The organism is Halalkalibacillus halophilus DSM 18494, from assembly GCF_000423105.1.
Taxonomy (GTDB): Bacteria; Bacillota; Bacilli; order Bacillales; family Alkalibacillaceae; genus Halalkalibacillus; species Halalkalibacillus halophilus.
This window is the reverse complement of sequence record NZ_AUHI01000004.1, coordinates 342,516-368,429: the sequence shown is the minus strand read 5'-3', so window position 1 is coordinate 368,429 and position 25,914 is coordinate 342,516. Positions and strand designations below refer to the sequence as shown.

Genomic DNA, 25,914 nt, shown 5'->3' with positions numbered 1-25,914 from the left:
TGTTTTATTATTAATGGTAGAACCTTGATAGTTCCCCTTTAACAATCGATGAATGATTTTGGTAACCTGATTCCATTAGTTCTTTTCGAAGTAATTGATGCAGTTGTTTCTCTGATAAATCTTTCTTCATTACTTCCGGTTCAGTAGGAGGTGTAGGTTCTTGCTCCTGTTCACGAACCTGTTCTTCTTTCATTTTTAAAACATGTTGAATTCCAGCCATGTTAACTCCCTGATCAATTAATTGCTTTATCTCTAACAAACGATCAACATCATAAAACGAGAATAATCGTCTATTACCTTTTGATCGAACCGGAGTCACCAAGCCTTTTTCTTCATAGTATCTGATTTGACGACCTGATAAATCTGTCAATTCACTCACGATACTCATAGGAAACAAGGGCATTGATTTTCTATCTTGTAAATCCACATCAACACCTCCAACTTAATATTCAGTTTATTACATGTAACTTAAGTTGTCAACTGATGTTAAGAAAGTTTACATGAATTTATTATCTATTCTATTTAATACCCCAAAATAAAACAGCATAACCAAAAAAGCTATGCTGTTGATAAATTATTTTTGTTGTAAAGCTTGTATTCCTTGAACAATTGCGATCTTCACATGTTCATAAGTTAAACCACCTTGCACGAAAAGTGTATACGGCGGCCGAATCGGTCCATCTGCAGTTAATTCTAAACTAGCTCCTTGAATAAACGTACCCGCAGCCATAATTACGTCATGCTCATAACCAGGCATATAACTTGGTTGAGGAGATACGTAAGCATTAATAGGCGAATTTTGCTGAATCATTTGTGCAAATGCAACCATGGCCTCTTTATCGTCAAAGGTGATAGATTGAATGAGATCTGTTCTTGTTTCTTTCACACTAGGAGTGGTTTTATAGCCATGATCACTTAAGAGTTGCGCTGTGAAGTACGCTCCTTTGAGTGCTTCTCCAACTGTATGTGGCGCTAGAAAAATCCCTTGAAACATTTCTTGTAAGCTGTTTAAACTGGCACCTGTTTCTTTACCAAGTCCGGGTGCAGTAAGTCGGTTGGCACATTTTTCAATTAAATATTTCTTTCCGGCTATATATCCGCCCGTTTTCACAATCCCCGCACCAGGATTTTTAATAAGAGAACCAGCGATCAAGTCAGCTCCAACATCAGTTGGTTCTTGTGTTTCCACAAATTCCCCGTAACAATTATCAACAAAAATAATCGTTTCAGGTGAACGCTCTTTCACAAATTGAATCAAAGTCTTTATTTCTTCAATATGAAAAGAAGGCCTATCTGCATATCCTCTGGAGCGCTGAATCATTACAGCTTTAGGCTTATTTTTTAGTTGTTCTTCTATTAACGAATAATTGATTGACCCATTTGGTAGAAGACCCGCTACTTGATACAAAATCCCATAATCGGTTAAAGAGCCATCAACTGGTTTCGACGCTCCAATCACACCTTCAAGCGTGTCGTAAGGATTGCCAGTAAGCGACAATATCGTGTCTCCTGGTCTTAGTATCGCAAACAATGCTGTAGAAATTGCATGTGTTCCAGACACCATTTGCTGGCGAACTAATGCGTCTTCCGTATGAAAAATAGCAGCATAAAGTTCTTCTAATTTTTCTCTGCCAAGATCATCATACCCATACCCTGTGGTCGGATTAAAATGTACATCCCCTACGCGTAAATACCGAAAAGCAGCTAAAACTTTTTCTTGATTCCACGTTACAATATTACGAACGTCTTGCAGATGATCTATAATTTTATTTTCTATATCATTCATTAAAGTAAGTGTTTCTTCTTTCATGATGAGCTCCTTTATTTAACCAATTCTTGATAAAGAGGTGAGTGTGTGTGTACATATCCAAGTAAATGGTATGTCTCGTCTTCTTTTATAAAAGACTCTTCCGCTACAATCGTTTCTCTTTTTAACGTATCAAGCTTTTTCCCTTGATCACTATTAAGTTTTACTTCATATGCATCAAAGTAGTGTAACAAAGTTTCTTCTATTTTTGATTTTAAACGAATCATGTCTTCATTCCTATGTGCACTCATTAAAATATGGGGGGTAGAATAAGGAATGAAATCTTCTGATGTTTGATCAGATTTATTGTATACCGTTAATACAGGGATATGACTTGCACCAAGTTCCGTCAATATATCTTTAACCGTCTGTTCTTGATCCACAATTTGCGGATTAGAACTATCTACCACATGTAAAATCAAATCCGCTTCTAGCACTTCTTCTAATGTTGAGCGGAAAGCTGCAATAAGCGTCGTAGGGAGATGTTGAATAAATCCTACAGTATCTGAAAGGATCGGTTGAAATCCACTCGGGAGCTTTATTTTATTTGTTTTCGGATCGAGTGTTGCAAACAATTTATCCTCTGCTAGCATATCTGTTTTACCTAACTGATTGAAAATGGTCGACTTTCCAGCGTTCGTATATCCCACTAATGCAATTTGAAAGGCTGCGTTCTTTTTTCTTCGTTCTCTATATTGTTTCCGTTGGTTGACCACTTGTTCAATCGAGCGCTTTATTTCAGTTATTCTTCTTCTTATATGACGCTGGTCGGACTCTAACTTTGTTTCACCAGGTCCACGGGTTCCAATTCCACCACCTAAACGAGATAAAGAAGTACCTTGGCCGTGCAACCTTGGAAGGAGGTATTGAAGCTGAGCTAACTCTACCTGTAACTTACCTTCTTTTGTTTGCGCACGCATCGCAAATATATCTAAGATTAATTGCGTTCGATCAATAACTCTCGCTTCCCATTCGTTCGAAAGGTTACGAGATTGCGTTGGAGATAACTCTTGGTCCACAATGACGACATCTACTTCATTTTCTTCTATAAAAGTAGCAATTTCTTCCGTCTTTCCTTTCCCTAGATAATGAGAAGGTTGGATCCGTTCTCTCTTTTGCGTAAACACTGCAACTATATTTGAATCGACTGTTTCTGCTAATCGTTTTAATTCTTCCATGGAAGATTCGAATGTTTCTTCTGATTGTTTGGAGGTATGGCAACCTACTAATACAACTTGTTCTTGCATAAACAAACTCCTTTGCTTTTCTATTACGAGTAATTAAAATGAATAAGCCTATCACCTATACGAGATGATAGACTTAAAGGGATAAAATAATTTTATAAATCCAGATCAAGATTCTTCGATGGTGCAAATGTAGAAATGGCGTGTTTAAAAATCAATTGTTGTTTTCCATCTGTTTCCATTAAGATTGTGAAATTGTCAAAGGACTTGATTACACCTCTTAATTGAAAACCGTTCGTAAGAAACACCGTTAATTGAACCTTTTCTTTTCTCAATTGATTTAAGTACTGGTCTTGAACATTAGCATTCGCCATACAATTCCTCCTCTATCTATCTAATACTTAAGTTATTCTTTACCCGTTTGTAAAAATCCTGCCACATCTTGAAAAATTGTTGTGAAACTTTCTTCATATGTCGAAGGATGTACAGTATACCAATTTACATGGGGTAATTTGTTGCGATAATAGGTAAGCTGTCTTTTAGCAAAACGTCTAGTGTTTTGCTTTATAGAAGCAGCTACTTCTTCAAGAGAGTTTTCCCCTTTCAGGTAAGGAATAAACTCTTTGTAACCAATTCCTTGCATTGCTTGGATATCTTCCCCATAAACATAGTATAAATGTTTTACTTCTTGTTCTAGACCAGCCTCTAGCATTTCATCCACTCGACTATTGATTCGTTCATACAATAGCTCCCGGTCCATGTCTAGTCCTATAATAAAACTATTATATGGCGCTTCTGCAATCTGCTCTTGTTGATAATCACTCATCGTCTTTCCGGTAGTATCGTACACTTCTAAAGCTCTTATCACACGTCTTATATTTTGAGGATCCATTTTATTAGCTTGAACTGGATCTATTTTTTTCAACCTTTCAAAATAAGGTTCTACGCCAATTTCATCGATAGACTTTAACATTTCATTTACATAACGTTCGTCTCTTTTAGCCTCTGAAAAATTAAAGCCATATAATGCCGCATGGATATAAAATCCCGTACCTCCTACAATGATCGGTAACTTATTATTCTTAGAAACGAAGGTGATCTCTCTACTCACATCTGTTTGAAATTCAGCAGCTGAATAACCTTCTTGTGGTGATTTGAAATCTAATAAATGATGGATAATCCCATCTTGTTCTTCCTTTGAAACCTTCGCAGTTCCTATATCAAACTCTTGATATATTTGCATAGAATCACCATTAATAATTTCTCCACCAAACTGTTTCGCTAACTCCACCCCAAGCTTAGATTTACCAACAGCAGTAGGTCCTACGACACTAATCACTTTTTGTTTCATATTTTACCCCTTCTTACATAATTCGTTTAAACATACGTTGAATCTCATAATCACTAAAGTGAACAACAATTGGTCTACCGTGTGGACATGTAAATGGATCAACACACGCTCTTAGTTCCTGAAGGAGATATTCCATTTCAGCATGATTTAAATAATGATTCGCTTTAATCGATCGCTTGCATGATAATAGAATGGCAGCTTCTTCTCGTAGCTTTTCAATATTAATGGCACGGTCTGTCACTAGGTCCTCTACCATATCTCTTATAATTTGTTCTTCTTCCCCTGTTGGAAACCAACTAGGGTGTGCACGTACAATATAACTTCGATCTCCGAAGCCTTCTAAGATCAAACCAACAGCTTCTAATTCCGCTTTTTTAGTTTCAATCATGATTGATTCATTTTGTGAAAAATCAAACGTTAATGGAACGAGTAATTCTTGAAGCTCATGTTCTGGATTCCCGAGTTTATCTTTATAAAATTCATACTTAATACGTTCTTGAGCAGCATGTTGGTCGATCATATAAAACCCTTCTTCGTTTTGCGCTAAAATATAAGTTCCACGCAACTGACCTATAGGGTAAACAACAGGCATTCTTTCTGTGGGTGTATCTTCCTTTGTGTTCTTACCGAGTAATTCCCCCTCATTCGTGAAAGAAGAGTCTTCCTTGTTACTAGATTCATTTATAGAATCAGAGGAAGGTGTAGTAGCTGGCTGTTCAGTAAACACTCTTTTAGGAGTATCAAAGTTTCCACTTAGTGGCGCCTGTGTTTCTTGTACATGATTGGTCGAAGAAAAGTCGAAAGTAGTTTGTTCACTCGTATCTTTGTGTTTCTTTCGACCTTCTGGGATCAGTGTTTCCTGGTGAAGTGCTTTGTATACTGTATCTTTCACAATTTGATAGAGTTCTTTCTCTTTTGAAAAACGCACTTCGGTTTTTGCAGGATGCACATTTACATCTACTAAATAAGGATCCATTTCCATATGAATGACGGCAATTGGATAGCGGCCAATTGGTAGGAAGGTATGAAACCCTTCCATGATCGCTTTATTAATGACAGGGTTTTTAATATATCTCCCGTTCACTAATAGAGAGATATAATTCCGGTTAGACCGGGCATTTTCAGGCTTTGCAATAAAACCTGTTATTCGATAATCTAATGAGCTATTTTCAATTTTCAGCATATCTTGCACAATTTTCGCTCCATATACTTGTTGAATAACTTGTAGCAATTGGTCATTTCCAGGTGACAAAAATAGTTTTTTTCCATTGTGCGTACATTCAAAGCGAACTTCTGGGTGCGCGAGTGCCATTCGGTTAATGACGTCAGTGATATGACCCAGTTCTGTATGAACCGTTTTTAAATACTTTAATCTTGCAGGCGTGTTATAAAATAAATGTTCAACAATAATTTCCGTTCCTTTTCGTTTTGTTGTAACATTTTTTTCTTTTACATTTCCTCCATGAATATGAACTTCAGTACCTGCTTCCAATCCCGTTGAGGTGCGTAATGTTAGTTGGCTGACAGAGGCGATACTAGCTAATGCTTCTCCTCTAAAACCCAATGTTTGAATTCGAAATAACTGAGCTTCATCTTTGATTTTACTTGTTGCATGCCTGTTGAAAGCTTTCATAACATCTTCAGAATCGATGCCCTCTCCATCATCAATTACTTTAATCGAACGCAAACCAGCCTCTTCTATTTCAACTTTAATAGAATGACTATTTGCATCAATTGCGTTTTCTAAAAGTTCTTTAACAACAGATGCCGGTCGCTCTACCACTTCACCAGCTGCAATTTTATCGGCAAGTGCATCTGGTAACTCATAGATCTTCCCCATTACGGTCACCTCGCTTTCTTATTTCTCTACTTTTTTCTGCAACTCAAATAACGCGTTCATCGCATCCATTGGTGTCATATTCATAATGTTTAGATCTTTAACATAGTTAATCAACTCTTGTTCACGATTAGAAGGTAATGATTCACTTTCCTCGAACAGTGTTAATTGTTGCTCCTTAGCTAACTCATCTTTATATTCTGTAGAGCTTTCAAAAGTTTCTAGTAGATAATTGGCTCGATGAATGATCTCATCCGGTAAATTTGCTAATTTAGCAACATGGATACCATAACTTTTATTCGCTTTTCCTGGTTTAATATGATGTAAGAAAACAACTTCTCCATCTTTTTCATCTACTTCTACATGAACATTTTGTAGTGTCTCAAGCGTATCTTCTAATGAAGTCAGTTCATGGTAATGCGTTGCAAATAACGTCTTCGCTTTTACTTCATCATGTAAATATTCCACAATTGATTGAGCTAACGCCATCCCATCATAGGTGCTTGTCCCTCTGCCAATTTCATCAAACAGAACTAGGCTATTTTCCGTTGCATGGGTTACAGCATTTTCTGCTTCAAGCATTTCCACCATAAATGTACTCTGACCAGAAACTAAATCATCTGCTGCACCGATTCTTGTAAAAATTTGATCAAATATCGGTAAAGTCGCGACATCTGCTGGGATAAAGCAACCTACTTGGGCCATTACAGCAATCAAACCTAATTGACGCATATACGTACTTTTACCTGCCATATTAGGTCCTGTAATTAACTGAATTTGTGTACCCTCATCCATTTTAATCGTATTAGGGACAAACTCCTCTTGCATGACCTGTTCTACAACGGGGTGTCTTGCTTGTTCTAAGTTTAAGACGTGATCTTTTGTATATGTTGGATGAATGTAATTATTTTGTTCACTAACTTGGGCGAAACCAAGTAAAACATCTAATTCACTGACTTGAGATGCTAATCGTTGAAGCTTCGGAATAGCTTCTTTTAATTGGCTTCTAATTTCAACAAATAAATCATATTCTAAAGCGACACTTTTTTCTTTCGCTTCTAATATTAGGCTTTCTTTTTCTTTTAGTTCTGGTGTAATATATCTCTCTGCATTTGAAAGTGTCTGTTTACGCTCATATCGTTCCTGATCCACATGCGGAATATTCGCTTTGGTAATCTCAATATAATAACCGAAGACTTTATTGAACCCGACTTTTAACGAGCGAATTCCTGTATGCTCTCTTTCTTCCCTCTCTAAGTTTGCAATCCATGCTTTCCCATTACGAGAAGCTTCTCTATAAGCATCCAGCTGCTCATTATAGCCATCTTTGATAATGTCACCTTCCGTAATGGAAACTGCTGCATCTTCATGTATGCTTTTCTCTAATAAGGTGAAAATTGGCTTATAATCGTTAACTTCTTCTATTAACTTAGATACTTCCTCTGTATTTATTTGTTTAAGTAAACTTTGTATTTCAGGTAATGCCCCCAAGGAACGTTTCAATTGTAATAAATCTCTAGCATTTACATTCCCATATGAAATTCTTCCAGCCAATCTCTCGAGGTCATATACATTTTGTAAAGACGTTCGAAGTGATTCCCTTTCCATAAAACTAGAAATGAACGTGCTCACTTGTTGGTGTCTCACTTCGATATGTTTCTTGTTTAATAGAGGCCGATCCAACCATTTCTTAAGTTTTCTACCACCCATAGCTGTAACCGTTTGGTCCAAAACATGAAGTAACGTCCCTTGTTTAGACTGGTCTCTAATTGATTCCATGATTTCTAAATTGCGCTTGGAATAGAAATCCAATTTCATGTAGTTTTCAATTTCAACGTACTGGACAGGTTGTAAATGAGCAATATATCTCTTTTGCGTCTGACTAATGTATTGAAATAAAAGGCCAAATCCTTTTATTAAGTCTTCCTCATCTAAAGAAGCAACTAAATAGGCAACTTCATCTGGAATCTCTGTTTCTTCACAGTAAGATACAGTTACTCGCATATGAAGTTCTAAAAGCTCGCGGTTGGATTCAGGAAAGTCTGAAGTAACGACAATCTCTTTCACCGGACGATTTACAATTTCACTTAACACTTGTTTAAAATCTCCAATAATCCGACTAACAGAAGACTCTCCAGTTGATAAATCAGTATAAGATACAATATGTATATCATTCTTTGAATAAATCGACGCTAAATAATTATTCTCTTTTTCCTCCAGCATGTTGCCTTCCATGACAGTACCAGGAGAGATCACTTGTACTACCTCACGTTTCACTACTCCCTTCGCATCTTTTGGGTCCTCAACCTGTTCACAAATAGCCACTTTGTATCCTTTAGTGATTAAATTTCTAATATAAACTTCCGCAGAATGGTGAGGCACCCCACACATGGGTATTTTCTCTTTGCCCGCATCACGCTGGGTTAAAGTAATCTCTAATTCCTTAGCTGCTTTAAGAGCGTCATCAAAAAACAGTTCATAAAAGTCACCGAGACGAAAAAATAAAAAGGCATCCTGATTTTCATTTTTAATGTTTATATATTGTTTGATCATTGGCGTATAGTTTGACATCTTTTAAGCCTCCATTAACACTACTCTTTCGCCATTATAGCATAGATATTTACCAACAAGAACATCACAAGATTTCTGTTAAGGATCAAGTTTCCTGTAAGTTTTATATATTACAATAAAACTAAAAAGGTAGGTGAAGGAATCACCTACCTTTTCTAAATAATGTTATTCCCGATCTAGTTTGATCTGAGACAATTCTGATTCTAATTCACTTAAATCTACATCATCTTCGTCAAAGCCATTCGGTTCAATTTTCGCCCACACTTTTGTTTCTCCGATTAAGTCCACCACAAATTCTCTTTCAAGCTCTACTTTAATATGATGCGTTTTTTCATCAATTTGACACTCTAATGTATTAGGCTGCTGCGTCGCACGAGCAACAACATCGAATTGGCTAGAAATACAACGTTCATCTCGCATGGAAACTTTTACCTCGTCGACATATTGCTTTCTTTCCGTTATTACTTCTGTTTTTGTATTGTTGCTATACGAATACCAAATGTTAATATCATATGCTCCAGATACTTCTACTACTTCACCTTTTTTTCTAGCTTGATACTGATGGTTAATGATCCAACAACCTAAAATGCTCGTTGGCTTATGATTTGGTACAACAGTGTGAGCTGTCTCTGTAAATTTCTTACCCTTACCACAAACTGCTTTGGTAATTATCTCCCGGTAATCTCGATCACTCATATTAAATCCTCCTCTTTAGTTCCGCCACTGTATCATATGTTTGATAGGCATATACCGTTCCTAGCATTATGACGAAATAATCGTTTCTTGCTATTAACATATGAAAGTGCCTAAAAGATGTGAGAATGAAGTACAGTGTAAAGATAAAAAAACTCCATCTGTACAATTGTACAAATGGAGTTAATGAGAATTTAATCTAATAATTCTTTTCCTGTTTCACCTTTTAAATAATCGCCGCCAGTACTACGGATCATTTCATTCGTAACTTCTTCTGCGATTGTTTGAGTAACTCTTTGAAGAATGTCGTTTACAACAACTTGAGACTCTTTAAACTCTTGAACCACTGGAATCTCATCCAATTCATTTTGGAAACGATCTAATTCTTCTTCTACACGTTTTTGTGCTTCGGTTTTACCGTAATGTTGTAAATTCACTGCTTGCTTTTGTAGTGCTTTAATCTTTTTAATATGACTTTGCACTTTTGTATTTTGATTAATTTTAACTTCTAACTGTTTAAAACGTTCAATTTCATCAATCTTTGATAATTTATCTGCTAATGTCTTTGCATCAGCTATAACTTCTTGTCTTGAATATTCTGCCATCCTATTTCACCTCTGCTACTTCTTCTACCATTTCGCCATCTAACGACCAGGTTTTTGCCTTTGTAACTCTAACTGGTATGATTTTCCCGACCGTGGACTTAGGTGCTCTGAAGTTTACTAATTTACTGTATTCTGTATACCCTGCTAGTACATCTGGGTTATTTTTACTTTCTCCTTCAACTAATACATTGACAATCTCGCCTTCATAGCGTTTCATTGCTTCAGCAGCATAGCCGTTAACCTTTGTATTTAAGCGTTGAAGTCTTTCTTTCTTCTCTTCCATAGAAATTTTATCATCAAACTTTGCAGCAGGCGTCCCATCTCTAGGAGAAAAGATAAACGTGTATGCCCCTTCAAATCCAATTTCATCATAAAGAGAAAGTGTATCTTCAAATTGTTCTGCGGTTTCATTAGGAAAACCTACTATGATATCTGTTGAAAATGAAGCATGTGGAATTGCTTCTTTTATTTTTCCAACTAGCTCTATGAAATGTTCGCGCGTGTATTTTCGCCCCATTAATTTAAGCACTTGAGAATTACCTGATTGTACCGGTAAATGGATATAAGGCATTAAGTTTCCGCCTTTTGCAAGTACTTCAATTAATCGATCATCAAAGTCTCTCGGGTGAGAAGTAGTGAAACGGACACGTGGTATATCTATCTTACGTATCTCATCCATTAAATCTCCAAGTCCGTACTCTATATCAAGGTCTTTCCCATAGGCATTCACATTTTGACCTAACAACGTTACTTCTTTATAACCTTGTGCAGCTAAATGTCGGACCTCTTGAATTATATCTTCTGGTCTACGACTACGTTCTTTTCCACGGGTGTAAGGAACGATGCAATACGTACAAAACTTATCGCAACCGTACATAATATTGACCCAGGCCTTAATATTACCCGCTCTACGCTTCGGAAGGTTTTCAATAACATCTCCTTCTTTAGACCATACTTCAATTACACGTTCTTTACTTAAATGTGCATTGTGAACTAACTGAGGAAGCCTGTGTATATTGTGAGTACCAAAAATCAAATCCACTTGGTGGTGCTTTTCTAATATACGGTTTACAACTGCTTCTTCTTGAGACATACAGCCACAGACACCAATAATTAGATCTGGATTTTCAACTTTCAATGGCTTTAAATGACCGATTTCACCAAATACTTTGTTCTCGGCATTTTCTCGGATTGCACACGTATTAAGTAAAATTACATCTGCTTCTTTTGTATCCGTTGTAGCTTCATAACCCATCGCTTCAAAGATTCCAGACATCACTTCAGTATCGTGTTCATTCATTTGACACCCATAAGTTCGTATTAAGTATTTTTTACCTGTGCCCAGACCTTGAAATTGTTCATCAATCTTAAAGTCATCATGGTATACCACATCTTGTTTTCCACGCTTTTGGGCTTTACGTAAATTTGGCTCTTCATATGTCGTTTCAAAATATTTAATAAAATCATCTGAAGATTTTTCCTTTAAACGATTTAAATTTTCATGTTCATTCTTTTGAGTAGAATCAACTTGTTTTATCTGACCTTGTTGCTTACGTTGTTCTTCATTCATATAGAAGGAACTCCTTTCAACTATCTTGAAACCCTAATTAAAACATAATTATACATGTTACAATTATAAAACCTAAACTCTAAATTAACAACCAACGGCTGGGATTTACATAAAGAAACCTCAAAGATGTCAACAGAATGACATAAATGAGGTGTTTTTATGAACTATACCTATCATTTAATCCTATAAAAACTGACATTGGGATTCCCAATGCCAGTTGATAGTACACTTATCTAGGTTCTACAATTAATTTTATTGCTGTTCTTTCTTCCTCATCGATCATAATGTCCGTGAATGCTGGGATACAGATTAAATCAACGCCACTTGGAGCAACAAATCCGCGTGCTATAGCCACTGCTTTCACCGCTTGGTTTAGCGCTCCTGCTCCAATTGCTTGAATTTCTGCTGTACCTCTTTCTCTTAGTACGTTTGCTAGAGCTCCTGCTACAGAGTTAGGGTTAGATTTAGATGATACTTTTAATATTTCCATTACTAGTTCCTCCTTCAGATACTATAATGAATACATAACTAATCTATTCAGCAACATTAGGACCTATTCATTAATTATGGACGACTTGTTTAAAAAATTCAAATAATTCGACTAATCAAAAGACAAGTGGTCTTCATTAATTAATATTCGCTTTACTTTTTTTGCTATACCACTTTGGTCGTCAATTGAAACATACACACCACTTAAAACTGTATTTTCTGTTTCAGGTACATCAAATTTTACTGGAAGTGATGTTTTGAATCTTCGAATAACAGCTTCTTTTTCTACACCTAAAATACTATTATAAGGACCTGTCATGCCTACATCAGTAATATATGCAGTTCCATCAGGTAAAATACGTTCATCTGATGTTTGAATATGTGTATGTGTGCCAACCACTGCTGATACTCTACCGTTCAAATACCAACCCATCGCTTGCTTTTCACTTGTAGCCTCTGCATGAAAATCTACAAATATATGATTTGTTTTTTTCTTTGCTTCATCAATTAAATCATCAATTACTTGAAAAGGATCGTCTATTGGATTCATAAACGTTCTTCCCATTAAGTTAATAACCGCAACTTGCTTATTTTTCACTTTAACAAATTGCAAACCTGTTCCTGGAGTTCCAGCAGGATAATTTGCTGGACGAACTAATTGAGTGGCCTCATCTATGAAATCAAATATCTCTTTTTTATCCCACGTGTGATTTCCAAGTGTGACAATATCTGCACCCCAATCAAGGATTTGATGATATATTTTCTTTGTTAGTCCTTTCCCATGTGCTGCATTTTCACCATTTACTATAGTAAGGTCTGCCTGATACTGTTTTTTTAATTTACCTATGTTTTGTTCTAGTGCATCTCTACCTGGCTTTCCTACAATATCGCCTATAAATAATATATTCATTGTTATCGATCCCTTCCATTCCATTCTATTATCAATTTGATACATATGTAAGTCAAAAGAAAAGACGGCTTCATAGCCGTCTTTTCTTTATTTTGCATATTCAACAACGCGTGTTTCACGTATAACAGTTACTTTTATATGTCCAGGATATTCTAAACCATCTTCAATCTTCGTTCGAATATCTCGGGCTAACTGTATTGCTTTTGAATCATCAATATCATCTGGTCGAACCATAATACGTACTTCTCGACCTGCTTGGATTGCAAATGATTTTTCTACACCTTCATATGAGTCCGCAATTTCTTCAAGTTTTTCTAATCTCTTGATATAATTTTCTAGTGATTCACTTCTTGCACCTGGTCGAGCTGCAGATAAAGCATCTGCTGCTGCAACTAATACAGAAATAACACTTGTTGCTTCTTCATCCCCGTGGTGTGATGCAATTGCATTCACTACGACGCTGTTTTCTTTGTATTTTTGACCTAATTCTTTACCAATCTCCACGTGACTACCTTCTACTTCATGATCGACAGCTTTACCAATGTCGTGTAGTAGTCCTGCACGTCTTGCAAGTTGTTCATCCTCACCTAACTCGGCAGCTAATAGCCCTGAAAGATAAGCAACCTCTAGAGAGTGTTTCAATACATTCTGACCATAACTTGTACGATAACGTAATCGTCCAATAATCTTAATCAAATCAGGATGGATTCCGTGAGCACCTACATCAAATGTAGCTTCTTCACCAACCTCACGAATGTAATCATCCACTTCTCTTCTAGACTTTTCAACCATCTCCTCAATTCGAGCAGGGTGAATTCGTCCGTCTTGAACTAAGTTCTCCAATGCAATTCGAGCAATTTCTCGTCGAATAGGATCAAATCCTGAAAGAATGACAGCTTCTGGTGTATCATCAATAATCAAATCAATTCCTGTTAACGTTTCAAGTGTACGGATATTTCTACCCTCTCTACCAATGATTCGACCTTTCATCTCATCATTTGGCAAGTTCACCACAGAAACTGTTGTTTCAGATACATGATCTGCAGCAAGACGCTGGATAGCTAAAGATAAAATATCTTTTGCTTTCTTATCAGCTTCTTCTTTCGCACGGGTTTCTTCACGTTTAATAATCATCGCGGTCTCTTGAAGCATTTCGTTTTCTACACGATCAAGAATCACTTGTCTAGCCTGATCTTCTGTGTAGCCAGAAATACGCTCCAATTCCGTTTGTTGCGTGTTCATTAATTCTTCCACTTTGCTTTCAGCTTTATGAAGTTGTTGTTGTTTTTCGTTTAAAGACTCCTCTTTGTTCTCTAAAGTAAGCTCTCGTTTATCTAAGGTCTCACTTTTACGATCAAGTGTCTCTTCCTTTTGTAATAAACGACTTTCCTGCTTTTGGACCTCTGTTCTTCGCTCGCGCAATTCTTGTTCTTGTTCCTGTCGCAAACGATGTGTTTCATCCTGAGCTTCTAATAGAGCTTCTTTTTTAGCAGCTTCGGCATTTCTCTTACCTTCTTCTTCAATCTTTCTTGCAAACTCTTCTGCACTCGAAATCTTAGCTTCCGCAATAGATTTTCGAATTAGGTAACCAACAACAGTACCGACAACTAAAGCAAGCAAAATGGAGATGATTAATATCGCAATGTTATCCATACTCTCACCTCCTCTTGCTATTCATTTTTTACGTTTCAAAATTCATCATAAGTCGGTAATGTACAATCAAATACTTCATTTTGTTGTGTTTAAAAATGAAAATTATACATTTTAATTTTAAGCTTGTCTACTGTGCATGTCAAGGAATTGTCAAACTATTTACTATGTTATTACAAATAAACAGTAAAAACCATTCTTCCTATTACTAACGGAGAATGGTTTTAAACTTACTTAAATTATTATAATTCAAGTCTCTCTTGATCTTCTTCCTCTTCTTCTGGTTCTGCATCAATATTAAAGTGATCGCGAACCTGACCATAGATTTGTTCAAAAATATCTCGATTATCTTTCAAAAATTGTTTTGCGTTTTCTCTACCTTGGCCTAGTTTCTCACCATTATAGGAAAACCATGCACCACTTTTTTGAACGATATCTAAATCAGAACCAATATCTAGAATTTCTCCTTCTTTAGATATACCTTCACCATACATGATATCAACTTCAGCTTGTCTAAATGGCGGTGCAACTTTATTCTTCACTACTTTAACACGTGTTTTGTTACCTACCATTTCATTACCTTGTTTCAAAGTTTCAGCACGACGAACTTCTAACCGAACGGAGGAATAGAATTTCAAAGCACGTCCGCCTGGTGTCGTTTCAGGACTACCAAACATTACCCCAACTTTTTCACGGATTTGGTTAATAAATACCGCAGTAGTCTTCGACTTATTTATAGCTCCCGAAAGCTTACGTAATGCTTGAGACATTAAACGTGCCTGCAAACCAACGTGAGCATCTCCCATTTCACCTTCAATTTCTGCTTTAGGTACTAATGCAGCAACAGAGTCTATTACAATAATATCAATCGCACCGCTTCGTACTAATGCCTCTGCGATTTCAAGTGCTTGCTCCCCTGTATCGGGTTGAGATAATAACAATTCATCTATATTCACGCCGAGATTTTTAGCATACCCTGGATCTAAAGCGTGCTCCGCATCGATAAAAGCTGCCTGTCCACCAGCTGATTGCGCTTCAGCAATTGCATGCAGTGCAACAGTCGTTTTACCAGATGATTCCGGTCCGTAGATCTCAACAATACGCCCTCTCGGATAACCACCGACACCTAAAGCTACATCTACTCCAAGTGAGCCACTGGAAGTTGTAGCGATAACCTGTCCTTCTCTTTCACCTAACTTCATTACAGAACCTTTACCGAATTGTTTCTCTATTTGTTTTAAAGCCATATCTAATGCTTGTTTACGTTCACTCATATTCATTCCCCTTTCAGTCTACTATACATATCATACTATTAAATTTTAAGTTTGCCAACAAAAAAGCGAATATTTGTTCTGTTTATTTTATTATTTTTCTATCACACGTTGATAAAGCAGTTGCACACCTTTATTGACAGCCAGCTGACGAATTTGATTACGATCACCTTTTAAGTTCACTTCAAATGTTTTGGTTTCCTCATCTTTAAATGCTAAACCAATTATAACGGTGCCTACATCTATTCCATCTTGTTTATCAGGTCCAGCTACACCCGTGAAACTAAGAGCACAATCAACATTTAAAATTTTCTTCGTATTATTCGCCATTTCTGATGCACACAAATGACTTACAGCACCATGTTGCTCTAACGTAGTTTCGCTCACATGCACTAAAGTTTTCTTTACTTCGTTTGAATACGCAACAATGCTTCCAGAGAAAATTTGTGAAGCACCAGACAAAGAGACCATTTCTGAACCAAATAATCCACCAGTCAAACTTTCACAACAACCGATCGTTAACTTTTCACTACGTAACACATCTAATAAATCCCTTAATGGTTCTTCATGAACATATCCCATGAAATATTCACCAACAAGGTTTAATATTTCCTTTTCAACAGGTTCGATTAATGCGTCAGCATTTTCTTGATTCAATGCTTTTGCTGATAAACGTACATTTACAAAACCGTAACCTGCCAACGGGGCAATAGTAGGATTTGTTTGTTTTTGAATGATTGGTAATAGCTCCGTTTCAAGTGTTGCTTCCCCAATACCATAAAATTGTAATGTGCGATGAAAAACAGGTTCACCAACTAGTTGATTTTTCATTAAGTAAGGGAAAATTTTATGTTCCATTAACCATTCCATCTCTTTGGGTACGCCAGGTAAGAAAAACCAATGAGTATCTTCATGATAATAATGCAGACCCGGAGCCATACCTACCTCGTTTTCATAAACATCTCCGCCTGTAAAACTGTAAGCTTGTTTCTCGTTATTTATTGTCATATATTTATCTCGATCCATATAATACTGTTTTATTTTATTAAAGATGAATGCATCTGTTTGGATTTCGGTATTAAATAACTCTGCCGCTACTTCACGCGTTAAATCATCTTCAGTAGGACCTAGACCCCCGGTTACAATAACTAGATCTGACCTGCTTTGTGCCAATTCAAAAGCTTCCTTTAACCGAAAAAAATTATCTCCTACTGTTTGCTTGTGATATATATCAATACCATGCTGATTTAATTTTTCAGCAATCCACGGCGCATTCGTGTCTATGATCTGTCCCAATAATAGTTCTGTGCCTACAGATATAATTTCACTTTTTAATTGCATTATTTTGAATCCCTCATTACATGCCAATTTTTCTTAAAGTAGTCGACTCCAGAAATAACCGTGACAATGGCAGCTAAGTAAAGTAAAATCGTTCCAATTGGAAGCCCTATATAAGAAAGTGGAAAGTGGTGTAAAAGCAAAAATGAGGCAGAACCGATTTGTAACGTTGTCTTCAACTTGCCCATTTGACTTGCTGCTAACACAATTCCGTCACCAGCTGCAACGAGTCGTAATCCAGTTACCGCAAACTCCCTACTAATTATAATAATAACAATCCACGCAGGTGCTAATTGTAGTTCCACTAAACAAATTAAAGCAGCTGAAACTAATAATTTGTCAGCAAGAGGGTCGAGAAATTTCCCTAAGTTAGTTACTAAGTTATATTTTCTTGCATAATATCCATCTAGCCAATCCGTTAAGGAGGCAATGATAAATAGGATTCCTGCAATTAAATGTGATATTGGTAATTCATACGCACCAATGTCTATAGCTCCCCATCCTAATGGTATTACTAGTAATGCAATAAAAATAGGTATTAAAAATATTCTAGATATTGTTATTTTATTTGGAACATTCATTGCCATCCTCCTAAGTAATAAATCCTTTGCAGGAAGAAAATTGCAAAGGATTTCACATAATCTTATCTATTCCACTGAATAATTACACGTTGGTGAACATTACTCCCTGATTGTCCATCAGGTTCGATTTCATATTCGATCGCTTCTCCGTTTACTTCAATTTGTAAACTACTAGCCCGACCGATATTTAAATTTACTTCATCTTCTTCAATTGTATATTCTTGCGGAGAATCTCCACTACCGAACATACCTTCAAAGTAAGAATTATCTTCCCCACCAACGACTTGTAAATAAGTTTCGTCTTCAGTAATTAACGTAAGCACTGCTTCTTCCGCATTATTCACTTGATACGTTGTGTTTGGAACATTTGTTGAGTCATTAACTTCAACTGTTTCGATTTCAATAGCATCAGATTCTTCCTCTGACTCTTCTTCAGACTCGTCTGCATCAGATTCTTCTTGATTAGACTCCTCATCACCCTCTGACTCCTCTTCTGATCCATTCTCAGATTCATCAGATTCTTCTTCTTCTTGTTCAGGTGCAGTGATCACTTCAGTAGATTCTTCGTCTAATTCATCATCTGTTATAGTCGGATGAATGAAATTGACATAAGAATACCAAATAGCAAAAACAATACCTACAATTAATAAAAACACAAATAATTTAGGCATAAACGCAAACACTTGGCTTGAAGATTTACTTGATTTTTTGTTTTTTCTTGAAGGAGAAACATATTGATACCCTTGGCTTTGAACGGAAGGAAGTTCTTCTTTATGATCCTCAAGAAGTTCTTCACCATTTAAGTCGACAGCTTCAGCGTATTCTCGAACGAACGCCCTAACATAAAAGTTTCCAGGCATCTGAGTCCAATCATTAGCTTCTAAAGCTTGCAAGTATCTCGGTTGAATTTTTGTTTCTTTAGCTATTTCATCAATGGTTAATTTTTTTTCTACCCGTGCTTCATATAATCTTTCTCCTAGTTGCATTTATTAACACCTTCCAAACTAGAAATCGAACATAGAAAATCCATCTTGTTCTTCAAACTGCGGTCTTTGAATTTTCTCATATTTAATTTCTTCATCTACACTATTTCTAAGTTCGATAATATAATCAAAATCATCTAAAGAGTACTCTGAGTTTTGTACAAATACATCTGGGTGCTCAACAACTTTCACCGCAGGAATATTCATCACTTCACGAATTACTTGCCAATGCTGATGATTATCTCGCTTAACTGAAACCACACCATCAATAATAAATAAATTACCTTTACTATATTCATCTTTAATTAATTGATTTCTTACTGTTTGTTTTAACAGCGTGCTAGAGAGAAATAACCACCGTTTATTGGCACAAACACTAGCCGCAACAATGGACTCTGTCTTACCAACACGAGGCATTCCACGAATTCCAATTAATACATGGCCTTCTTTTTTAAACAGCTCAGCCATAAAATCAACAAGTAAACCTAATTCATCACGAATAAAACGAAAGGTTTTCTTATCATCTGAATCACTTTTGATATACCTTCCATGCATCACTGCTAAGCGATCTCTCAATTTTGGTCTGCGAATTTTCGTAACACGTATCGTTTCCATTGTATTCAAAATACTGATTAATCGATCTATTTGTCGATCATCTTTACTCAGTAATAACATTCCACGTCGATCATCTTCTACTCCATTAATCATAATAATATTAATGGAGAGCATTCCTAAAAGCGAAGATATGTCACCAAGTAAGCCAGGCCGATTGTACTTGATTTCGTACTCTAAATACCAGTCTTTCCTTTGATCCATATAATCAGCCTTTCTACTTATTTATTTCTGAACTACTATTTATATAATAATGTATTTTTTAGGTAAAGAAAAGGATATACCTATAATTTAAAAATTTATTTCAGAATTTATGAAAAATACCTATGGATGAAGAAGTTAGTATCTTGATAGTTGATCTTTAAAGCCATAATAAAAACGACCAGAGAAATACTACTACTTCTCTCTGGTCGCTTTCCATTAATGTGTTCCTTCGTTTTCCACTAAACGAACCATCATAGCTGCAATTGTCTTTCTTTCCTCTTCAGAAGCCACATTCCACAAATCTCTAAGCATTGCCTCTTCGTTGTTTTTCGCATCCACTTGAGAAGCCAAGTGTTCTCCAACTTGATAAGCAAGATTTTCAATCGTGTCTTGTTTCACTCCTTGTTGCTGAGCTTGATGTAAACGATCACCTAAAAAATCTTTCCATTGTTCAAAGTTATCTAAAACAGACATATCTCATCCTCCTTGATATCATTCTTTATTAGAATGAATCAGAAGCAAGATAATTATACATCAAATTAATACATTCCACCGTTTACTCGAAGAATATGCCCATTTATATAACTAGATTGTTCAGAAATGAGGAAATCTATTGCAGATGCTACTTCGTCAACTAGAGCTACTCTAGATAAAGGTATTTGCTCGATAAATTGTTCCACTTCCTCTTGTGAAATGTGAGCATTCATTTGTGTATCCACGAAACCTGGAGCAATAGCATTTACCCTCACTTGACTAGGGCCTACTTCTTTAGCCAAAGATTTCACAAAGGCATTTTGCGCACCTTTCATAGAGGAATAGACAACTTCATTACTTGCACCTATTTCACCCCAAATGGAGGACACAACAACAATATTTCCTGACTTTTTAGTAACCATTTCAGGTAAAAATGCTTTACTAATCATCATTACGGATTTTAAGTGTATATGATACATTTGATCCATATCATCTAAATTCGTTTCCGTTAACAAAGTACTGCCTGCTATACCTTGAGCAAATATAATGGTATCGATCGAAAATGGAATGCGTTCAATCATTTCTTTAACAGAAGACTCTAGGGCTAAATCTGCATTTACAGTCAGTAATAACTCACTTTGTTCTAAGTGTTTTGCTAAATCATCTACAGCTGACTTGTTGGAATGGTAGTGCAGAATAAACTGTCTACCCTTCCCCTTTAATTTTTTAATCACTGAACTACCCAATTCTCCACTTGCCCCTACAACTAATACATTTTCCATATGATTATTCCTTCTCAGGTACTACCATACAAGTTGAAATTCGTTCTTCTGATATCCATTCATTGAGTGCTTCATTTATATCTTCAATCGTTACGTTTTCTAATACGGAAAATGCATCTCGATAGTCTACACCCTGCTGAAAATAAGATACGAAATTACTAGCCGTCTCCTCGAGGTCATTAAACTCTCGAATGAGCTCTCCGTATTTCTTCTTCTTTGCACGTTGAAATGCTTTTTCATTTATCGTTTCGTTTTTTAAAGATAGAAGCATTTGTTTAACTTCTTTAGCAAACTGTTCAGGTTTTGTAGTACTAGCACCAATAGCAGTGAATCCAAAAGAATCTTCCATAATTAATTCTAACCTTAACGAATCAATCATCAGACCTTCTTGATATAGTTTTTCATAGTACGTTCCACTCTTAGAGAAATATAGATCAAGTACAAGATCCCTAACAAGTTCATTCTTTAGTAGCTGCTCAGGATTTAGTTGATCTATTTTTTCTTTTACTCCAACCATACATTTCGCAGTGGTGACTGGCATTTCAATTACTTCTTCTTTCTTAAAGACTTCATTGTCTTCTTTACCAAAGTCACGCTTAATCTCCCCAGGTTCGATAAAACTTTTACTATTCTGGTTAGATTCCACTAGCTGCTTCATTTCTTCTAAATCAAAATTACCGATTACAAACAATTGCATGTTTGATGGGTGGTAAAACGTTTCGTAGCATTTGTAAAGGTCATGATGCGTAATCGAATGGATAGAGTCTACTGTACCGGCAATGTCGATTCGAACTGGATGCTCTTTATATAATGCACCTATTAATCCAAAGAATAAGCGCCAATCAGCTTCGTCATCATACATACGAATCTCTTGCTCGATAATGCCTTTTTCACGTTCCACCGTTTCTTCTGTGAAATATGGATCTTGTACAAAGTTTAATAAAGTTTCTACATTTCCTTTTTCTTCAGAAGTACTAGAAAATAGATAGGCTGTTTGTGTAAAAGATGTAAATGCATTAGCAGAAGCTCCGCGCTCAGAAAATTGTTGAAAGACATCCCCATCTTCTTTTTCAAACATCTTGTGTTCTAAGAAATGAGCAATTCCGTCTGGAACAGAAGTCCATTCTTGTTCGTCTAAGGGAATGAATTTCTGGTCGATGGAGCCATACTTTGTTACGAACATAGCAAAAGTTTTTTCCATCTCTGGTTTCGGATATAGATAGACGTTTAAACCATTTTCTAATTGAAACTGATACAATGATTCATCAATACGAGGTATCTCTAATTTATTCACTATCATTACCCCCTTCTTCAGCCGTTAGGAAATAGACCGTATCAAGTTGTACTTTATTTGCAACTTTAATTACATCTTCAAGGGTTACTTTATTTATGGCTTCCATCATTTCTTGACTCGTCCAACTTTTATTCCCAATCACTTGTTGAAAATACCACTCCACCATTCCTCGAGGTTGGTCGATTGTTTCTTTTAACTGATGAATAATTGCTTTTTGTGTTTGAACTAATTCATCTTTTGTAATTTTTCCTTTTTTCATTTCTTCTTGTTGTTCTATAATAATGGATTTTGCTTGTTCATACTTTTCTGGTGCGATTCCACTAAATACAAACAATAGGCCTTTATTACTTTCAAATCGTGATGCAGCATAATAGGCAAGAGAATGTTTTTCACGCACGTTCATAAAGAGTTTGGAATGAGGAAATCCTCCAAAGATTCCATTAAACACTTGCAAAGCTGGGTACTCTTCGTCTTGATACGTCACATTCGTACGATAGCCTAAATGAAGTTTTCCTTGTTGGATCTTTTGTGCCTCCGTTACATGGTTAGGAGTGACTTGAACTGATTTTTCACTCCGTACAATGTCAACTTTTGGTTCGCGGTCAAAAGTGAATAATTGCTTTACATTATTTTCTACATGTGTTGCATCGATATCGCCCACGACGAATACATCAAGACGATCTTCATGAAGCATCTTTTGATAGGATTCAAACAGAGTTTTTGGTGTTACTTTCTCTAAGTCATCTAAGTAGCCATGTGCATGAATTCCAAATGGTTCCTCTTTACACATTTCATCAATCAATCTCATATTGGCATATTGCATCTTTTCATCACGAATAGACTTGATTTTATTTTCAAGTGTTTCTTTTTCTTTTGAAACAATATCTTGATCAAATACTCCATCTATTAATTTTGGGTTATTCGCTACTTCATGTAAAAAATCTAACCCTTTTTGCATTAATTGGTCTTCATCTTTAATAAACTTATCATTCGCAATGTCTAATAAAAAAGTTATGATGTGATTTTCACCTTTTTTGGTACTATTAATAGTAAATTTCGCCCCATAGAGCTCATCTAATTGAAGACGCAACTCCCTTTCAGAAGGGTATTTTTCTGTTCCCTTTTGTAATATGAAAGGTAATAAAGCTCGTTCTGTAACCTGTTCACGAGCTAAAGGTCGAGTGAACTTAAGTGCAATAGTTGCTGTTTTAAACTTTTTTGTCTCAATGGTATGCAAATGGTATGTTTCTAAATCTGTATAACGGTCATGAATCGCTTCCATAAAAAGCCTCCTCTATTATAAAAAAATTAATTAAGAGCTTGTCTGATCCTCTTGTTGTTGCTCAGATAACAATACTTTTCGAGGTTTACTTCCCTCGTAAGGTCCAACAATTCCACGGTCTTCCATTGCATCAATAAGTCTAGCGGCTCTAGTATACCCAATGCGGAACTTACGTTGCAGCATAGATACACTAGCACTTTGCATTCCAACGATTAACTGGACAGCTTCTTCGTACAAATCATCGTCAACTTCTTCTGCAGGTTCATTCGATTCACTTGGAATCATTTCCTCTTGATATTGAGCTTTTTGTTGCTCAATACAAAAGTCTACTACACGTTCAACTTCTTCATCGGATAAAAAAGCACCTTGAATCCGGGTTGGTTTAGAATCCCCTACTGGTAAAAATAACATATCCCCTTTACCAAGCAGCTTCTCCGCTCCGCCGCCATCTAAAATGGTTCGTGAGTCCGTTTGAGACGACACACTAAACGCAATTCTAGAAGGTATATTTGCCTTGATAACACCAGTAATAACATCTACAGATGGTCTTTGTGTAGCAATAATTAAATGGATGCCAGCTGCTCTCGCCATTTGTGCTAACCGAGTGATTGCATCTTCTACTTCATTTGACGCAACCATCATTAAATCAGCTAGCTCATCAATTAGAACAACAATATAAGGTAGATGTGGTTGGTTTTCTTCTTCCGATTCATTGATCCTAGAAATATACTCATTATATCCTTCTATATTTCTTGTGCCTGTATCACTGAATAATTCATATCGTCTTTCCATCTCAGAAACAATTTTCTTTAATGCTTGAGAAGCTTTTTTCGGGTCCGTCACTACAGGCGCTAATAAGTGAGGGATGCCATTATAAACATTTAATTCAACCTTCTTAGGATCAATCATCATCATCTTCACTTCGTGCGGTTTTGCACGTAATAAAATACTCGTAATGATTCCATTTACACAAACACTTTTACCACTACCTGTAGCACCAGCGATCAACATATGTGGCATCTTATTCAATTCAGCACTAATAGCATCCCCAGCTATATCTCGTCCTAAACCAAATAAAAGCTTTGCAGCTGGATTTTGTGTGTTTTGCATGACCTCTCTTAAAGAAACTTGTGCTACCTCAGAATTTGGCACTTCAATACCAATTGCAGACTTCCCTGGTATTGGCGCTTCAATACGGATGTCTCTTGCAGCTAGTGCTAATGCTAAATCATCGTGGAGGTTAACTATTTTACTAACCTTTACACCTACATCTGGATAAACTTCATATTTTGTAACAGCTGGGCCGACGTGGACTTTTGTGACTTTTGCTTTCACGCCAAAACTATGAAACGTTTGTTCTAATTTCTTCACAGTTGTTTGTATTTGTGATTTTTCGTGTTGTTGAGAATGAGTGACAGGGTTCGCTAAAAGATTAAGAGAAGGGAGTCGGTATGATTCATTCTCCACTTCTGTCATTGGAAGTTGCTCTTCCCCACTAGATTCCGCTGCCAGTTCATTCGATTCTGTCTCAGAGATATTTTCCGTCCATTCATTTGTTTCTATTTCTTGATTTGTACCAGCATTATTCTGAAAATCTTCAATTACTGGTTCAATTGGTTCTGGAGATATAGTCTCTGTGTATACTTGTTCCTCGTCTTGCCATGAAGAGCTTTCGTTACTTTCATTAGCCTGCTTAGCTTCTTTTTTAGACAGTCTATTCTCTTTCCATTGATCAAATCGTTCTTTCCACTTTGAAAAGATCCCGCCCAAACCGTTTGATAAAGATTTATCTAATATGAGCATTGTTCCAATGGTTACACCAAACAAAGCTAAAATCTTTGCACCAGCTGAAGATAACAGATAAAAGCTACTTCCGAATAAAACAGCTCCAGTCATCCCAGCACCAATCGCAGGATACTCTAATAAACCGCTTTGGTAATTGTCAAAGTAGTCCCACGTGATCCCAAAAATGGATCGATTATCTGTTTGCCTAACAATATCTTCAAAAACCTGTACGTGTGTAAAAAGTAATACAGATGCTGCAAAGATATAAAAGCCAATCCATCTCCAGGAACGAAAAGCTGGCCAGTCCCTTTTAATCATTAAATGCAATCCTAATGCAAAAATGAATAGACTAGCTACGATATACCAAAATCCAAAAAGCCATTGTAAAACACTGGTCAGTAAATTTGGTATGAACCCATCACCAATTGGCTGGATCCCACTAGAAAAAATTGCTAATAAAATAAACAATAAACCGATTACTTCAAAACGTAGTAACGGATTGCCTGATTTGTTCTTCTGTTTTTTTGTCGTTTTTCTCTTATTTGATTTTCGTTTTTTAGTCGCCATTTAATCACCCCAAAATAAGTGAAGCAGCCAGTAAGCGGCTGCTTTTACTCCAATATTATTATAGCATAGCAATC

23 protein-coding genes are annotated in these 25,914 nt (G+C 36.3%); all 23 read right to left on the bottom strand.

The genetic code is table 11. From position 1 onward, the window contains the following. Window positions 1-10: 10 nt before the first annotated feature. Window positions 11-403, bottom strand: a complete 393-nt coding sequence (locus tag G532_RS0101875) for a MerR family transcriptional regulator (protein ID WP_035512414.1) — start codon at window positions 401-403, stop codon at window positions 11-13. A 171-nt stretch (window positions 404-574) separates the two neighbouring features. Beyond that, window positions 575-1,810, bottom strand: coding sequence for a methionine gamma-lyase family protein (locus G532_RS0101870; protein ID WP_027963267.1), 1,236 nt, complete (start codon window positions 1,808-1,810; stop codon window positions 575-577). Window positions 1,811-1,821: 11 nt separating this feature from the next. Next, window positions 1,822-3,054: a GTPase HflX gene (hflX, locus tag G532_RS0101865; protein WP_035512355.1), complete on the bottom strand. Its 1,233-nt coding sequence runs from the start codon at window positions 3,052-3,054 to the stop codon at window positions 1,822-1,824. 92 nt (window positions 3,055-3,146) lie between these two features. Continuing rightward, window positions 3,147-3,365 carry an RNA chaperone Hfq gene (gene hfq, locus G532_RS0101860; RefSeq protein ID WP_027963265.1) on the bottom strand — a complete coding sequence of 73 codons (219 nt, stop codon included), beginning with the start codon at window positions 3,363-3,365 and terminating at the stop codon, window positions 3,147-3,149. A gap of 32 nt (window positions 3,366-3,397) precedes the next feature. After that, window positions 3,398-4,342, bottom strand: coding sequence for a tRNA (adenosine(37)-N6)-dimethylallyltransferase MiaA (miaA, locus tag G532_RS0101855; protein ID WP_027963264.1), 945 nt, complete (start codon window positions 4,340-4,342; stop codon window positions 3,398-3,400). A gap of 13 nt (window positions 4,343-4,355) precedes the next feature. Beyond that, window positions 4,356-6,182: a DNA mismatch repair endonuclease MutL gene (gene mutL, locus G532_RS0101850; RefSeq protein WP_027963263.1), complete on the bottom strand. Its 1,827-nt coding sequence runs from the start codon at window positions 6,180-6,182 to the stop codon at window positions 4,356-4,358. A gap of 18 nt (window positions 6,183-6,200) precedes the next feature. Beyond that, on the bottom strand, window positions 6,201-8,750 hold the full coding sequence (gene mutS, locus G532_RS0101845; RefSeq protein WP_027963262.1) for a DNA mismatch repair protein MutS: 2,550 nt from the start codon (window positions 8,748-8,750) through the stop codon (window positions 6,201-6,203). Between the two features lie 165 nt (window positions 8,751-8,915). Next, on the bottom strand, window positions 8,916-9,446 hold the full coding sequence (gene cotE / locus G532_RS0101840; RefSeq protein ID WP_027963261.1) for an outer spore coat protein CotE: 531 nt from the start codon (window positions 9,444-9,446) through the stop codon (window positions 8,916-8,918). Window positions 9,447-9,637: 191 nt separating this feature from the next. Next, window positions 9,638-10,048: a YlbF/YmcA family competence regulator gene (locus G532_RS0101835; protein WP_027963260.1), complete on the bottom strand. Its 411-nt coding sequence runs from the start codon at window positions 10,046-10,048 to the stop codon at window positions 9,638-9,640. A gap of 1 nt (window position 10,049) precedes the next feature. Continuing rightward, on the bottom strand, window positions 10,050-11,618 hold the full coding sequence (miaB, locus tag G532_RS0101830) for a tRNA (N6-isopentenyl adenosine(37)-C2)-methylthiotransferase MiaB (RefSeq protein ID WP_027963259.1): 1,569 nt from the start codon (window positions 11,616-11,618) through the stop codon (window positions 10,050-10,052). Between the two features lie 229 nt (window positions 11,619-11,847). Next, window positions 11,848-12,108 carry a stage V sporulation protein S gene (locus G532_RS0101825; RefSeq protein WP_027963258.1) on the bottom strand — a complete coding sequence of 87 codons (261 nt, stop codon included), beginning with the start codon at window positions 12,106-12,108 and terminating at the stop codon, window positions 11,848-11,850. Window positions 12,109-12,219: 111 nt separating this feature from the next. After that, window positions 12,220-13,017 carry a TIGR00282 family metallophosphoesterase gene (locus G532_RS0101820; protein WP_027963257.1) on the bottom strand — a complete coding sequence of 266 codons (798 nt, stop codon included), beginning with the start codon at window positions 13,015-13,017 and terminating at the stop codon, window positions 12,220-12,222. 87 nt (window positions 13,018-13,104) lie between these two features. Continuing rightward, on the bottom strand, window positions 13,105-14,670 hold the full coding sequence (rny, locus tag G532_RS0101815) for a ribonuclease Y (protein ID WP_027963256.1): 1,566 nt from the start codon (window positions 14,668-14,670) through the stop codon (window positions 13,105-13,107). A 239-nt stretch (window positions 14,671-14,909) separates the two neighbouring features. Further along, window positions 14,910-15,941, bottom strand: a complete 1,032-nt coding sequence (gene recA / locus G532_RS0101810) for a recombinase RecA (RefSeq protein ID WP_027963255.1) — start codon at window positions 15,939-15,941, stop codon at window positions 14,910-14,912. 90 nt (window positions 15,942-16,031) lie between these two features. Further along, complete coding sequence (locus G532_RS0101805) at window positions 16,032-17,279, bottom strand: competence/damage-inducible protein A (RefSeq protein WP_035512352.1); 1,248 nt, start codon at window positions 17,277-17,279, stop codon at window positions 16,032-16,034. Further along, window positions 17,279-17,857: a CDP-diacylglycerol--glycerol-3-phosphate 3-phosphatidyltransferase gene (gene pgsA, locus G532_RS0101800; RefSeq protein ID WP_027963253.1), complete on the bottom strand. Its 579-nt coding sequence runs from the start codon at window positions 17,855-17,857 to the stop codon at window positions 17,279-17,281. Before pgsA ends, G532_RS0101805 begins: the two co-directional genes overlap by 1 nt. Window positions 17,858-17,919: 62 nt before the next feature. Beyond that, complete coding sequence (locus G532_RS0101795) at window positions 17,920-18,843, bottom strand: helix-turn-helix domain-containing protein (protein WP_027963252.1); 924 nt, start codon at window positions 18,841-18,843, stop codon at window positions 17,920-17,922. Window positions 18,844-18,861: 18 nt separating this feature from the next. Next, on the bottom strand, window positions 18,862-19,656 hold the full coding sequence (locus G532_RS0101790; RefSeq protein WP_027963251.1) for a DUF3388 domain-containing protein: 795 nt from the start codon (window positions 19,654-19,656) through the stop codon (window positions 18,862-18,864). A gap of 216 nt (window positions 19,657-19,872) precedes the next feature. Then, entirely contained in the window at window positions 19,873-20,130 is a 258-nt protein-coding gene (locus tag G532_RS0101785) for a DUF3243 domain-containing protein (protein ID WP_027963250.1), read from the bottom strand. Window positions 20,131-20,195: 65 nt separating this feature from the next. Next, the gene (ymfI, locus tag G532_RS0101780) at window positions 20,196-20,912 is read right to left on the bottom strand and encodes an elongation factor P 5-aminopentanone reductase (protein WP_027963249.1); all 717 of its coding nucleotides are present in this window, start codon (window positions 20,910-20,912) and stop codon (window positions 20,196-20,198) included. Window positions 20,913-20,916: 4 nt separating this feature from the next. Next, on the bottom strand, window positions 20,917-22,212 hold the full coding sequence (gene yfmH / locus G532_RS0101775; RefSeq protein ID WP_035512351.1) for an EF-P 5-aminopentanol modification-associated protein YfmH: 1,296 nt from the start codon (window positions 22,210-22,212) through the stop codon (window positions 20,917-20,919). Beyond that, window positions 22,199-23,488: an EF-P 5-aminopentanol modification-associated protein YfmF gene (gene yfmF / locus G532_RS0101770; RefSeq protein ID WP_027963247.1), complete on the bottom strand. Its 1,290-nt coding sequence runs from the start codon at window positions 23,486-23,488 to the stop codon at window positions 22,199-22,201. The genes yfmH and yfmF overlap by 14 nt, the downstream gene beginning before the upstream one ends. 30 nt (window positions 23,489-23,518) lie before the next feature. After that, the gene (locus tag G532_RS0101765) at window positions 23,519-25,840 is read right to left on the bottom strand and encodes an FtsK/SpoIIIE family DNA translocase (protein ID WP_027963246.1); all 2,322 of its coding nucleotides are present in this window, start codon (window positions 25,838-25,840) and stop codon (window positions 23,519-23,521) included. Window positions 25,841-25,914: the final 74 nt, after the last annotated feature.

Excerpts from the sequence above, each read along its gene's own strand:
- G532_RS0101875 (WP_035512414.1), bottom strand. The coding sequence starts at position 403 with ATGCCCTTGTTTCCTATGAGTATCGTGAGTGAATTGACAGATTTATCA.
- G532_RS0101870 (WP_027963267.1), bottom strand. The coding sequence starts at position 1,810 with ATGAAAGAAGAAACACTTACTTTAATGAATGATATAGAAAATAAAATT.
- hflX (WP_035512355.1), bottom strand. The coding sequence starts at position 3,054 with ATGCAAGAACAAGTTGTATTAGTAGGTTGCCATACCTCCAAACAATCA.
- hfq (WP_027963265.1), bottom strand. The coding sequence starts at position 3,365 with ATGGCGAATGCTAATGTTCAAGACCAGTACTTAAATCAATTGAGAAAA.
- miaA (WP_027963264.1), bottom strand. The coding sequence starts at position 4,342 with ATGAAACAAAAAGTGATTAGTGTCGTAGGACCTACTGCTGTTGGTAAA.
- mutL (WP_027963263.1), bottom strand. The coding sequence starts at position 6,182 with ATGGGGAAGATCTATGAGTTACCAGATGCACTTGCCGATAAAATTGCA.
- mutS (WP_027963262.1), bottom strand. The coding sequence starts at position 8,750 with ATGTCAAACTATACGCCAATGATCAAACAATATATAAACATTAAAAAT.
- cotE (WP_027963261.1), bottom strand. The coding sequence starts at position 9,446 with ATGAGTGATCGAGATTACCGGGAGATAATTACCAAAGCAGTTTGTGGT.
- G532_RS0101835 (WP_027963260.1), bottom strand. The coding sequence starts at position 10,048 with ATGGCAGAATATTCAAGACAAGAAGTTATAGCTGATGCAAAGACATTA.
- miaB (WP_027963259.1), bottom strand. The coding sequence starts at position 11,618 with ATGAATGAAGAACAACGTAAGCAACAAGGTCAGATAAAACAAGTTGAT.
- G532_RS0101825 (WP_027963258.1), bottom strand. The coding sequence starts at position 12,108 with ATGGAAATATTAAAAGTATCATCTAAATCTAACCCTAACTCTGTAGCA.
- G532_RS0101820 (WP_027963257.1), bottom strand. The coding sequence starts at position 13,017 with ATGAATATATTATTTATAGGCGATATTGTAGGAAAGCCAGGTAGAGAT.
- rny (WP_027963256.1), bottom strand. The coding sequence starts at position 14,670 with ATGGATAACATTGCGATATTAATCATCTCCATTTTGCTTGCTTTAGTT.
- recA (WP_027963255.1), bottom strand. The coding sequence starts at position 15,941 with ATGAGTGAACGTAAACAAGCATTAGATATGGCTTTAAAACAAATAGAG.
- G532_RS0101805 (WP_035512352.1), bottom strand. The coding sequence starts at position 17,279 with ATGCAATTAAAAAGTGAAATTATATCTGTAGGCACAGAACTATTATTG.
- pgsA (WP_027963253.1), bottom strand. The coding sequence starts at position 17,857 with ATGAATGTTCCAAATAAAATAACAATATCTAGAATATTTTTAATACCT.
- G532_RS0101795 (WP_027963252.1), bottom strand. The coding sequence starts at position 18,843 with ATGCAACTAGGAGAAAGATTATATGAAGCACGGGTAGAAAAAAAATTA.
- G532_RS0101790 (WP_027963251.1), bottom strand. The coding sequence starts at position 19,656 with ATGGATCAAAGGAAAGACTGGTATTTAGAGTACGAAATCAAGTACAAT.
- G532_RS0101785 (WP_027963250.1), bottom strand. The coding sequence starts at position 20,130 with ATGTCTGTTTTAGATAACTTTGAACAATGGAAAGATTTTTTAGGTGAT.
- ymfI (WP_027963249.1), bottom strand. The coding sequence starts at position 20,912 with ATGGAAAATGTATTAGTTGTAGGGGCAAGTGGAGAATTGGGTAGTTCA.
- yfmH (WP_035512351.1), bottom strand. The coding sequence starts at position 22,212 with ATGATAGTGAATAAATTAGAGATACCTCGTATTGATGAATCATTGTAT.
- yfmF (WP_027963247.1), bottom strand. The coding sequence starts at position 23,488 with ATGGAAGCGATTCATGACCGTTATACAGATTTAGAAACATACCATTTG.
- G532_RS0101765 (WP_027963246.1), bottom strand. The coding sequence starts at position 25,840 with ATGGCGACTAAAAAACGAAAATCAAATAAGAGAAAAACGACAAAAAAA.